The 11,853-nt window shown below is 31.7% G+C and carries 11 protein-coding genes; 5 read left to right on the top strand and 6 right to left on the bottom strand.

From position 1 onward, the window contains the following. Window positions 1-527: succinate dehydrogenase/fumarate reductase iron-sulfur subunit (locus tag Q0075_RS09600; protein WP_297869313.1), on the top strand; the 527-nt coding region annotated here is incomplete at its 5' end. An 81-nt stretch (window positions 528-608) separates the two neighbouring features. Next, complete coding sequence (locus tag Q0075_RS09595) at window positions 609-1,373, top strand: nitrilase family protein (RefSeq protein ID WP_297869312.1); 765 nt, start codon at window positions 609-611, stop codon at window positions 1,371-1,373. Here Q0075_RS09595 and Q0075_RS09590 read toward each other — a convergent pair. Further along, complete coding sequence (locus tag Q0075_RS09590) at window positions 1,370-2,968, bottom strand: Ig-like domain-containing protein (RefSeq protein ID WP_297869311.1); 1,599 nt, start codon at window positions 2,966-2,968, stop codon at window positions 1,370-1,372. The genes Q0075_RS09595 and Q0075_RS09590 overlap by 4 nt on opposite strands. A gap of 69 nt (window positions 2,969-3,037) precedes the next feature. Beyond that, a complete protein-coding gene (locus Q0075_RS09585; RefSeq protein ID WP_297869310.1) occupies window positions 3,038-3,616 on the bottom strand; it encodes a phosphoribosyltransferase family protein in 579 nt (192 codons plus the stop codon). Between the two features lie 165 nt (window positions 3,617-3,781). On the opposite strand from Q0075_RS09585, the gene Q0075_RS09580 reads away from it, so the two are divergent. Together Q0075_RS09580 and Q0075_RS09575 are read left to right on the top strand one after the other, a co-directional pair. After that, complete coding sequence (locus tag Q0075_RS09580) at window positions 3,782-4,558, top strand: hypothetical protein (protein WP_291107163.1); 777 nt, start codon at window positions 3,782-3,784, stop codon at window positions 4,556-4,558. Between the two features lie 63 nt (window positions 4,559-4,621). Beyond that, window positions 4,622-6,163, top strand: coding sequence for a glycine--tRNA ligase (locus tag Q0075_RS09575; protein ID WP_297869309.1), 1,542 nt, complete (start codon window positions 4,622-4,624; stop codon window positions 6,161-6,163). Window positions 6,164-6,265: 102 nt separating this feature from the next. On the opposite strand, the gene thiL is transcribed toward Q0075_RS09575, so the two are convergent. Then, a complete protein-coding gene (gene thiL / locus Q0075_RS09570) occupies window positions 6,266-7,312 on the bottom strand; it encodes a thiamine-phosphate kinase (protein ID WP_297869308.1) in 1,047 nt (348 codons plus the stop codon). Window positions 7,313-7,533: 221 nt separating this feature from the next. Then, a complete protein-coding gene (locus Q0075_RS09565; RefSeq protein WP_297869307.1) occupies window positions 7,534-7,968 on the bottom strand; it encodes a regulatory protein RecX in 435 nt (144 codons plus the stop codon). A gap of 143 nt (window positions 7,969-8,111) precedes the next feature. Between Q0075_RS09565 and Q0075_RS09560 the strand changes: the two genes are divergently transcribed. Then, window positions 8,112-9,500 carry a dipeptidase gene (locus Q0075_RS09560; protein WP_291107174.1) on the top strand — a complete coding sequence of 463 codons (1,389 nt, stop codon included), beginning with the start codon at window positions 8,112-8,114 and terminating at the stop codon, window positions 9,498-9,500. 28 nt (window positions 9,501-9,528) lie between these two features. On the opposite strand, the gene Q0075_RS09555 is transcribed toward Q0075_RS09560, so the two are convergent. Continuing rightward, window positions 9,529-10,827, bottom strand: a complete 1,299-nt coding sequence (locus Q0075_RS09555) for an HTTM domain-containing protein (RefSeq protein WP_297869306.1) — start codon at window positions 10,825-10,827, stop codon at window positions 9,529-9,531. Then, complete coding sequence (locus tag Q0075_RS09550) at window positions 10,824-11,756, bottom strand: bifunctional riboflavin kinase/FAD synthetase (RefSeq protein ID WP_297869305.1); 933 nt, start codon at window positions 11,754-11,756, stop codon at window positions 10,824-10,826. Before Q0075_RS09550 ends, Q0075_RS09555 begins: the two co-directional genes overlap by 4 nt. Window positions 11,757-11,853: the final 97 nt, after the last annotated feature.

Genomic DNA, 11,853 nt, shown 5'->3' with positions numbered 1-11,853 from the left:
GTGCTCACGGACCTGATACAGGAATTACTACTTGTCAGTTACACATGAGAATGTTCAACGATGGTGATACAATTTACATTGAACCATGGAGAAGTAAAGCATTTCCAGTTATCAAAGACTTAGTTGTTGATAGAAGTGCTTTCGATAGAATTCAACAAGCGGGTGGTTTCGTATCGGTAAATACTTCTGGAAATACTATTGATGCCAATTCTATACCAGTTCCTAAAGACGATGCTGATAAGGCTTTTGAAGCAGCAGCTTGTATTGGATGTGGCGCTTGTGTGGCAACTTGTAAAAACGGTTCTGCAATGTTATTCGTGGGAGCAAAAGTATCACAATATGCTTTATTACCACAAGGTAAAGTAGAAGCTACACAACGTGTGTTAAACATGGTACGTCAAATGGACGAAGAAGGATTCGGAAACTGTACGAATACAGGAGCATGTGAAATCGAATGTCCAAAAGGCATTTCGTTAGAAAACATCGCTCGTATGAACAGAGAATTTTTAAAAGCTTCTTTGAAATAATTCATTGAAACATTAAAATAATAAAAACGCATTCATTCATTTGGATGCGTTTTTTTGTACTTTTAATAAAAATTTTACCTAATGAAAGTTGCACTTTTTCAAACCAAACTAGCTTGGGAAAACCCAATAGTAAATCGAAAATTCATAGAAGAATATTTTTTAAATGAAGACGAATCGTTTGATTTATTTGTTTTACCCGAAATGTTCACTTCTAGTTTTACCATGAATCCAGTTGCTGTAGCCGAAACTATGGAAGGCGAAACCATGGCTTGGCTAAAAGATTTGGCTAAAAAGAAAACGTGTGCTATTACAGGAAGTTTAGTCATCAAAGAAAATGAAAATTTCTACAACCGAATGGTGTTTATTTTTCCATCTGGCGAAGTGCAGTTTTACAATAAACGTCATTTGTTTACCTTAGCGGGAGAGGAAAAAGTGTACAAAAAAGGAACTGAAAAAGTAATTGTAAATTATAACAATTGGAATATTTGCCTGCAAATTTGCTACGATTTGCGTTTTCCGGTTTTTGTTCGAAATGTTGAAAATTATGATTTGTTATTGTATGTTGCCAATTGGCCAAAACCACGAATTAATGCTTGGGATGCCTTGTTAAAAGCACGTGCCATAGAAAACATGTGTTACACAATTGGCGTTAATAGAATAGGAGAAGACGCCAATCATTTAGTATATCCCGGACATTCTCAAGCTATTGACTTTTTAGGAAATACAATTGTGGACTGCGAAAATGAATTAGGTGTTTTTATCTTTGAATTAGATAAAATGACTCAACATGATGCTAGAATAAAATTTAATTTTTTGAATGATAGAGACGATTTTAATATTCGCTAGTCCAAAATAAAATCTTGTTCTACATCCCAATTCGCTCTAACGTCAATTTCTTTTGGAAAGTAAATAATTTGTTCAGCCTGTTTTTTTGCTAAGTAGTTACCGGTATCCCATTCATTATTAGCGTTATCGTCATAAATAATTCTAATAGTATATAGGTTAGGCTCAATGGTTTCAAAATAAAAACTCGTAAGACTATTAGAATTCATTTTATAAACTACTTCATCTTTAATTAAAAGTTCAACAATTATGGGGAAGCGTTTAACATTTATTAAATTTATTTTTAAATTTCCATAATCGGCTAGTTGTTTTGTTTCACAAACATATTTTAATGAATCATTAGTTGTTTCATAAAAGTCCTTAATCGCACCCGGAAGGATATTCAAGATGTATTTTTGATTTTCTTCCTTTTTAAAATCAAATGTTATCTCTTGTTCAAAATCTACATATTTTGTGCTGAATTTTACAGGAATAGAATCTTTGTTTTTAATTGATATTTTGGATTCATCAATATTCAAAATTGGAGTATTAGTTTTAATTTTAAAAGATTCTCTAAAAGCCAATACATTTTCGGTTTTATTTTCTAGTTTAAGGCTGTCGGTAATTTTAAGTGTTTTTAGCTTTGAACTGAATGTTTTATTGTAATTGCCATTAGAAACAGAAATTTGTATGGAGTCCATTTTGATATTTGGATAAAAAATCTGGACAGAGTCTTTATTTTTTACAGGAAATTTACTTACTTTAATTGGAATTTCTTTATTTCCATAAGAGGCAGTAATTGTAGAATTTTTAATATCTCCTTTAAATCCCATAAATAATTTATTGTTGCTTTCTTGAGTTGGTTTTTCGGCCTTAAAAGCCTGTTTTTCTTGGAAAAGTTCTAATTCAATCGTTTCAGAAGATGGGATTGTGATGGTGCTTTCAATGAAGCCTATTTTGTCAGTATCGGTGTTAAACTTGTTGTTGTTTGTTTTTTCTTTTAGTGCAATAATTTTATACGAACCTTCCTTCAGATTTTCTAAAGAAAATTCTTTTAAACTATCTAAAGTGTTAGTAATATACAATGGATTTTCTTTGTATACTGTTGAGTCGGTAAATGTTTTGGCATCATATAACATCACGCTAACAAAATTATCGGGTTTTTGATTATATGCGTCTTTGATTTTTCCTACAATTGATAAAGAATCTAAAGTATTTCCTGTAGAAAAAACATATTTAAATTGCGAGAATGGATTTCCTTCATTATTGTCGGTAATACTTTGCCCAAAATTGAAACTATAGGTTGTGTTAGGTTGTAATGTGTCTAAAATTTTAATTGAAATAAATTTGCTGGCACTCCCTTGAGGTACAATTATAGGTTGCTTTTTCATGGGAGGTGAAATAATTAATTGTTTATTAATGTCTTTTACTTTAATCAGCTCATCAAAAGTTATTTTAATCTCATTTCCTTCGAAATTAGTGCTAAAGTTTTTGGGTAGACTATTTATTATTTTGGGTGCTATAGTATCTTTGTCACCTCCTGAAATAGTTGTTCTTTTGGCACAATTTATTAATAATAAGCTAGCTAGTAAAATAGATATGTTTTTAAAATTTGTCATTGTTTCAAATAATTGCAAACCACAAAATAACAACTATATTTAGTGTAAACATACAATTTTTGCTAATTTTTATGAGATTGTGTAGGCAATAGTTATTATACTAACCTTAGTATTTGGTATTTTTAGTAAAGTTCTTGCACATGCTTCAAGGGTTGCGCCAGAAGTTATTACGTCATCAACTAGTAAAAAGTGTTTGTTGTGATCTTTTTCTGTATAATGCACATCAAATAAGGCATTACTAACCTCTTTTCTAGCTTCTTTATCTTTTTTTGTTTGTGTTTTTGAATAATAATTTCTGTACAATAATGAGTTGTTAAGCGGAATCTTTAATTCATTAGATAATGCTTCACAGAAAGTAGTTACTTGATTATAACCTCGCTCTTCAAGTCGTTTCTTGTGAAGTGGAACAGGGATAATTTCTGACATTGTTTTTATTTTAGTAACCGATTTTAAATCTTCAGAATATAATTTTCCAAGAAAACTACCAATCTGTTGTTGGTTTTTGTATTTTAGATTATGAATTAGATTTTGAACTATACCATTTTGATGAAAATATAACATTGAAGAGCCAAATTCTATTGGTATTATGCCATAAAATTTTTTTGTTGTATCATTGTTGTCTAAAAGATGATGTAGTGTGAAGGGCATATCATGAATGCATTTGCTACATAGAATAGATTCATTATTTAGTAGTAACGAATTACAGCCAAAGCATAGTTTTGGGAAAATTAAGTTTATCAGATATTTTAGCATTTTATCGATTAATTATAAAAGCATTAACATTTTTAAATAAATTTATATAAAAAAATTAACATGGCGCTTAAAAAAAATAAAACACTAAAAGTAAGTATCATTTTTTTAATGCTTATTTCTTTGTTTCTAGGTGTCAAATATTACAAGGTTTCGATTGATTTTAAAGACTACATGGATAGTTCTGAATTAGAAAATAAAGTACTTGAAAGTCAATTAACAGAAATTCTTTATAAATATGATTCTGTAAGTATAAAGAACAAAGCAGATAGTATCAGATTCAGTCAAGAAATAAAGTTAATAAACTCTGAATCTTTTAAAAATGCATCTAAATTTAAATCTGTTGATGACTCAATAATGTTTTTTACCAAAGAACAACAAATTGGGAAGTCTAATATCGTTGGCAAATCGTTAAATAATAATGTAGACTCTAATATTAGGAGTTTGATAAAAAGCGACTATCTTAATGCTTTAAATGTTAATGCAAAAGGAGTTAAAATTTATTCTGAAAGTTATAATTTACGTGAGCCAAAAATTCAACAATTGAGAGTTTGTTTTACGTTACAAGAAAACCAATTTGTTAAGGCGGGAAATAAAACCATATTTGTTCAGGTTGTAAATCCTAAAAATCAAATTATTTCCTCCGAGAATACCTATGTTGAAACAGAAAATAATATTAAACTTCAATACAGTGCATCTGTAAGTACTAATTATCAAAGACAAGATACAGATGTTTGTACTTATGTTGATTTAGAGCAAAAAAAGACAATTAGAGGTAAATATAAAATCAATATTTACCACGATTTCGTTAAAATTGGTACAACCGTTTTCGAATATTAACAATTCTTGTTTTTATTCTCTAATTTCTTTTCTTTATTTCATTCCTATTTTTACTTTTGCACTATGGCAAAACAAGATGATATTTTTAAGAATGTAGTTTCGCATGCAAAAGAGTACGGATTTATATTTCCGTCGAGCGAAATTTACGATGGTTTAAGTGCGGTTTATGACTATGCACAAAATGGTGTGGAGTTAAAAAAGAACATCCGTGAATACTGGTGGCAATCTATGGTGCAAATGCACGAAAATATTGTAGGATTAGACGCTGCAATTTTAATGCATCCAACCACTTGGAAAGCTTCTGGACACGTTGATGCTTTTAATGATCCATTAATCGATAATAAAGATTCTAAAAAAAGATACCGCGCTGATGTTTTAATTGAGGATTATGCCGAAAAATTAAATCAAAAAGCACAAAAAGAAATCGACAAAGCACGTGAGCGTTTTGGAGCTTCATTTGATGAAGAACAATACAAAACAACCAATCCTCGTGTGATGGAATATTTGTCTAAAAAGAAAGAAATTCTAGAAAGAATGGCGCGTTCTTTAGAGACAGAAAACCTTGCTGATGTTAAAGCATTAATCGAAGAGTTAGAAATTGCTTGTCCAGAAAGCGGTTCAAAAAACTGGACCGATGTAAAGCAATTCAACTTAATGTTCGGAACCAAATTAGGTGCTTCTGCTGAAAATGCAATGGATTTATACCTTCGTCCAGAAACAGCTCAAGGTATTTTCGTAAACTTTTTAAACGTTCAGAAAACGGGTCGTATGAAAATTCCTTTCGGAATTGCTCAAACGGGTAAAGCGTTTAGAAACGAGATTGTGGCAAGACAATTTATTTTCCGTATGCGTGAATTTGAACAAATGGAAATGCAGTTTTTCGTTAAACCAGGCGAAGAAATGAAATGGTACGAATATTGGAAAGAAACGCGTTTAAGATGGCATCAATCGCTTGGTTTAGGAAAAGAAAATTATCGTTTCCATGACCATGAAAAATTAGCGCATTATGCAAACGCTGCTGCAGATATCGAATTCAACTTCCCATTCGGATTCAAAGAATTAGAAGGAATTCACTCGAGAACCGATTTCGATTTGAAAGCGCACGAACAATATTCAGGTAAAAAATTACAATATTTTGATAACGATACCAATTCGAACTACACGCCTTATGTTGTAGAAACTTCGGTTGGTTTGGATAGAATGTTCTTAGCGGTTTTCTCAAACTCATTACAAGAAGAGGTTTTAGAAGATGGTTCTATAAGAACAGTTTTACGTTTGCCTTCAGTTTTAGCACCAACAAAAGCTGCTGTTTTGCCATTGGTTAAAAAAGACGGCTTACCAGAAGTGGCTCGTAAAATTATCGATGATTTGAAATGGGATTTCAATGTAGCGTATGATGAAAAAGATGCTGTAGGTAGACGTTACAGAAGACAAGATGCTTTAGGAACACCATTTTGTATTACGGTAGATCATCAAACTTTAGAAGATGAAACGGTAACTATCCGTCACAGAGATTCTATGCAACAAGATAGAGTTAAAATTTCTGAATTACGCAATATTATCAACAATGAAGTTTCGATGAGAAATTGGTTGATGAAAATGTAATTAAAGTAGTAAGAATTAAGACAAAACCCCGAATTTCAAATGAAATTCGGGGTTTTTATCTCTAAAGCTTTTTAAACTGCGACTGAATACTGCTACTGTAAACTAATCAATCAAAGCATTCCACCCTCTAGCTTTCAATGCAATCTTTGTATTCGCTCTTGTGATTAGATGATTTCCTTCAGTAGCGGCAACCATGTGACCGATTACGGTGAAATTTGGATTACCTTTGATTTTATCAAAATCTTCCATTTTAATAGTGAAAAGCAATTCGTAATCTTCGCCACCACTTAACGCTACGGTTGTGATGTCTAAATTAAATTCTTCACACACATTAATCAACTGTGGGTCAACTGGAATTTTCTCTTCGTATAAATTACAACCTACATTACTTTGTTTACATAAGTGTAAAATCTCGGACGACAAACCATCTGAAATATCAATCATGGCAGTTGGTTTAACTTCTAATTTTGCTAAAAGTTCTTTGATGTCAGTTCTCGCTTCTGGTTTTAATTGTCGCTCGATTAAATACGTGTAATCGTCTAAAACCGGTTGGTTGTTTGGATTTACTTGAAACACTTGTTTTTCGCGTTCCAAAACTTGTAATCCCATATAAGCCGCACCAATATCGCCTGAAACTACTAATAAATCATTTTCTTTTGCGCCATTTCGGTACACGATATCTTCTAAATTTGCTTCACCAATTGCAGTTATACTAATAATTAATCCTTTTTGAGAAGAAGTCGTATCGCCACCAATTACATCTACATTGTAAATTTTAGAAGCTAACGTAATTCCTTCAAACAATTCTTCCAAAGCTTCCAATGGAAAACGATTCGAAACCGCTACCGAAACCGTAATTTGAGTCGGAGTAGCGTTCATCGCACAAATATCAGATATATTTGCAACAACGGCTTTGTATCCTAAGTGTTTTAACGGCATGTAAGCCAAATCAAAATGAACACCTTCAACTAATAAATCGGTAGAAATTACCGCTTTTTTATCGCCAAAATTCAATACCGCAGCATCGTCACCAATGCTTTTTAGTGTCGATTCTTGGCTAATAGTAAAGTTTTTGGTTAAGTGTTCTATTAAGCCAAATTCGCCTAATTGCGATAAACTGGTTCTTGATTGGTCTTTATTTTCTAACATGGATTTTTTTTGCAAAAGTACGATTTTATTGTGATACAAATGTTTTAACACAAAGCCACGCAAAGTAAATTTTTAAAATCTGCGAATCTGCGGTTTAAAGGGTACACAAATGTTTTAACGCAAAGCCACGCAAAGTTTTCTAAACTACATAAGGAATATAATTATATCTCCGTGAAACGCTGTGTTGACTTCGTGTGGCTCTGTGTAACAACTCCTCACTTCTAACTCCCCACTTCCAGTTCTTTCAGTTTCTCATAAATCAAACCCGTTTCATAGCCTTTACGAAGTAAGAAATCGACAAATTTTTTATTTTTCTTTTGTCCTTTTCGTTCGGTGATGCTGTTCCAATGTTTTTCGGCTAACTGATGAAAATTTTCTAAATAGGTTTCCTCTGGAATTTCTTTTAAAGCAATCGTGATAATTCGTGATGATATATTTCGAAATTTCAATTCGTTCACAATGCGGTTTTTACCCCAAAATTTATAGTTGTGCTTGCCACGAACAAAACTTTGTGCAAAACGTTCTTCGTTGATGAAATTGTTTTCGATTAGATAGGTCAGAATTCCCTCTTTTTCAGTAGAATTTATAGAAAACGAATATAATTTTTCCTCTACTTCCTTGTAGCAACGTTCTTGATAAGAACAATAATATTCCATCTTTGAATAGATTTCTTGTAAGGAAAATGAGGTTTTATTAGTCTTCAATTAATTTATGGTTTTTAATTTGTGTTTTATAGTGGCAAATTTATGGATTTGATTTCAACATTTTTTGTATTTTTGAACTTTATCAAACAATCACAATGGACAATATAAAACAATACGTTCAAGAAAATAAAGAACGTTTTTTAAGCGAATTAATCGAACTTTTAAAAATACCATCAGTAAGTGCTGATAGCGCTTATGCTCACGATGTCGTATTAACGGCCGAAGCAGTTAAAGCAAGTTTAGAAAAAGCAGGTTGCGATTTCGTAGAGCTTTGCGAAACGCCGGGTTATCCAATTGTTTACGGAGAAAAAATTATCGATAAAAATTTACCAACGGTTTTAGTTTATGGACATTACGATGTGCAACCACCAGATCCAATGGAATTATGGACATCACCTCCTTTTGAACCTGTAATTAAAACAACAGAAATTCACCCTGAAGGAGCTATTTTTGCTCGTGGTGCTTGTGATGACAAAGGTCAAATGTACATGCATGTAAAAGCTTTTGAATATATGATTCAAAACAATTGTTTGCCATGTAACGTAAAATTTATGATTGAAGGGGAAGAAGAAGTAGGTTCGAAAAGTTTGGGCTGGTTCGTAGAACGTAATCAAGAAAAATTGTCGAATGATGTAATTTTGATTTCAGATACGGGAATGATTTCTAACCAACAACCTTCAATTACAACTGGTTTAAGAGGTTTGAGTTATGTTGAGGTTGAAGTTACGGGTCCAAATAGAGATTTACATTCGGGATTATACGGAGGAGCTGTTGCGAATCCAATTAACGTGTTAACTAAAATGATTGCTTCGTTACATGATGAAAACAATCACATTGCGATTCCAGGTTTTTACGATAAAGTAGAAGAATTATCTGCTGCTGAAAGAGCTGAAATGGCAAAAGCACCATTCTCATTAGAAAAATACAAAAAAGCCTTAGATATCGAAGATGTTCATGGAGAAACAGGTTATGTTACCAATGAAAGAAATTCTATTCGTCCAACTTTAGATGTTAACGGAATTTGGGGTGGTTATACAGGTGAAGGAGCTAAAACAGTTATCGCAAGTAAAGCATATGCTAAAATTTCGATGCGTTTAGTACCTAACCAAGATTGGGAAGAAATTACCGAATTATTCAAAAAACATTTCGAAAGTATCGCGCCTAAATCAGTGAAAGTAGTGGTAAAACCACATCATGGTGGACAAGGTTATGTTACGCCAATTGATAGCGTTGGTTATAGAGCGGCTAATAAGGCGTACACAGAAACATTTGGAGTTCCTGCTATTCCTGTTCGTTCAGGAGGTAGTATTCCAATTGTAGCTTTATTTGAGAAGGAATTAAAGAGTAAAACAATTTTAATGGGCTTTGGTTTAGATAGTGATGCGATTCACTCGCCAAACGAGCATTTTGGGGTTTTCAATTACTTAAAAGGTATTGAAACTATTCCGCTATTCTACAAGTATTTTACAGAAATGAGTAAATAAAATAAACCCCGATGGAAATCGGGATTTTTTATTGGAGTTCAATCCATTTGTTATGTTTAAAATGACTCCATTTGGCCTTAGCCATATCAAACTTTGGGTCAATTAAAGTTTTGTATTCTTTTCGATTGATGCTGTTTTTACAATCAATATAAATAGCAATAGGTTTTCCTTTGTATTCCTCTTTGATGCGTTGACAGTATTGCCAAATGAAATCGGGTTTTGTGGCTAAATTTTGGGCTTGTTTATCTGTTAGGTTTTTTCTGTAATTGTAAATAGATTCTTCTCCTGATATCGTATCTTTAATTTTAATAGTAATATATCCATTTCGTTCGCGAAGCATCATGCGCCAACTTAATCGGTGTCCTTCTTCTGTCCAAAGCACATCACCTTCAATAAAATGATGACGAAGCGGAAGTGCAATTTGAATTATTAAATATGGAATCATTAAAAAATAAACGAATCTTTTTCCGTAGAAATTATGACTTAAGTTTTCATCTTCAAGTTTTGGCTTTTTGCTAAGAAATAGTCTTCGAATAGTCTCGGGTTCATAAAAGAACAAGGCGAAAGTCAATGCAAAAAAAGGAAAAATTCCGATTTCTAAAAATACTGCGTTAAATAAGTGAAATATTAAAGAAGCAATTAAAGCAAAGATTCTAGTTCTTTTAAACAATAACAAAGGGACTATTAACAAATCAAAAAGTATACCCATGTAAGCAATAAACATAAAAAACCATTTATGAAGAAATAGTTTTTTTAGAGCAATTACTTTAGTTGAGTCGGCAAGTAAATTTCGTGTAAATGTACCGTCTAACCAATCTGGGTATAATTTTGCTATCGAAGCAAAAATGTAAACAATAGCAATTTGAATAATAAATAAAAAACTAATCCAATAAGGCATCGTATTTTCTTCTTTAACACGATCTTGTTTAACATCAAGCGAAGCATAACGATTTGCGGGAAGAAAAATCAGTAATAAACTAATTAAAAGCAATAGGTAATAATGATTATTGTATGATGATTTTTGCATGAAATAGGCGCCAGCCCACAAAAGAGTATAGGCAATTATGGCGATTCGGTATCGATAACCAAGCATTATCGCTAATCCGAAAAATCCCATTAGAATAAAATAGCAATACATGCCATAACCAGGCAAAGGTTGAAGCCAGTCAAAGCCAATAAAAGAAAATGTGAATTCGGGGTCAATAAAAACTCGTTTTACCCATCCTGTTACAATGGCACCAAAACTTTCACAAGCAACTAAAAATCCAAAAAAGATTCGGAAAACAATTAATGGACTGTTATCTATTGCTTTGAAAAAAAAGTTCATTTTAAATTTTGAATGTAATTTAGTGAAAATAATTTGTCCCTTTCAAGTTGGGCTTTTAACTCGGTTAGTGAGTTGAATTTTTGCTCTTCTCTAATGTGTTCTAGAATAGATATTTGTAAGTTTTTATTGTAAATATTTTCGTTTAGTTCAAAAAAATGTACTTCAATAGATTGTTGGTTCTCTCCAATGGTTGGGTTTTTCCCTATGTTCATCATGCCAAAGTATAAAACATTGTTGATTATACTTGAAATTACATAAACGCCGTTTTTGGGCAATAATTTATAACTTTCGTTAATTTGAATGTTAGCTGTAGGGAAATTAATGGTTCTGCCAATTTTTTTTCCTTCTATTACATGTCCTGAGATAAAATAGGAATATCCTAAAAATTGATTAGCTAATTTAATTTTACCATCTAAAAGGGCTTTTCTAATTTTTGTTGAGCTTATAGTAATTTCATCAATATCTTGAGCACTGATTTGTTCTACTTCAAAATTATACTTTTTGCCAAAGTCAATTAAATCATTAATATCTGCAATTCTGTTCTTGCCAAAACGATGATCGTGACCTATTATGATTTTGTGAATATTTAATTTATCAATTAAAACATTTTTTACAAAATCTTCTGCCAACATATTTGAAAAAGTTTCATCAAAAGGTTGAATAATTAGGTAGTCTAGACCAAATTTTTCTAATAAAGTAGCTTTTTCATCTATCGTATTTAATAGTTTAATAGAGGAATCTTGTTGTAAAACCATTCTTGGATGAGGAAAGAAAGTTAGTACGATGCTTTCGTTTTTTTGTTCTCTTGCTGAATGGATCAATTTTTTAAGAATAGATTGATGTCCAATATGAACACCATCAAAAGTGCCAATGGTTACGATTGTTTTTCTATTAGTCGAAAAGTTTATAGTTGATTGATAAATTTTCAATTTTCAAATGTTTTATATGCAAATTTACTCTTTCCCAGTTATAAAAAAAAGAGGACTGAAATAAATCAATCCTCTTTTAATTAGTAATTCAATTAAA

Source organism: uncultured Flavobacterium sp. (assembly GCF_937967675.1).
Lineage (GTDB): Bacteria > Bacteroidota > Bacteroidia > Flavobacteriales > Flavobacteriaceae > Flavobacterium.
The sequence above is the reverse complement of the archived record's forward strand: the minus strand, read 5'-3'. Positions and strand labels throughout refer to the sequence as shown.

Bases quoted from the DNA above. Each gene is read 5' to 3' on its own strand.
- Q0075_RS09595 (WP_297869312.1), top strand. From the start codon at position 609: ATGAAAGTTGCACTTTTTCAAACCAAACTAGCTTGGGAAAACCCAATA.
- Q0075_RS09590 (WP_297869311.1), bottom strand. From the start codon at position 2,968: ATGACAAATTTTAAAAACATATCTATTTTACTAGCTAGCTTATTATTA.
- Q0075_RS09585 (WP_297869310.1), bottom strand. From the start codon at position 3,616: ATGCCCTTCACACTACATCATCTTTTAGACAACAATGATACAACAAAA.
- Q0075_RS09580 (WP_291107163.1), top strand. From the start codon at position 3,782: ATGGCGCTTAAAAAAAATAAAACACTAAAAGTAAGTATCATTTTTTTA.
- Q0075_RS09575 (WP_297869309.1), top strand. From the start codon at position 4,622: ATGGCAAAACAAGATGATATTTTTAAGAATGTAGTTTCGCATGCAAAA.
- thiL (WP_297869308.1), bottom strand. From the start codon at position 7,312: ATGTTAGAAAATAAAGACCAATCAAGAACCAGTTTATCGCAATTAGGC.
- Q0075_RS09565 (WP_297869307.1), bottom strand. From the start codon at position 7,968: ATGGAATATTATTGTTCTTATCAAGAACGTTGCTACAAGGAAGTAGAG.
- Q0075_RS09560 (WP_291107174.1), top strand. From the start codon at position 8,112: ATGGACAATATAAAACAATACGTTCAAGAAAATAAAGAACGTTTTTTA.
- Q0075_RS09555 (WP_297869306.1), bottom strand. From the start codon at position 10,827: ATGAACTTTTTTTTCAAAGCAATAGATAACAGTCCATTAATTGTTTTC.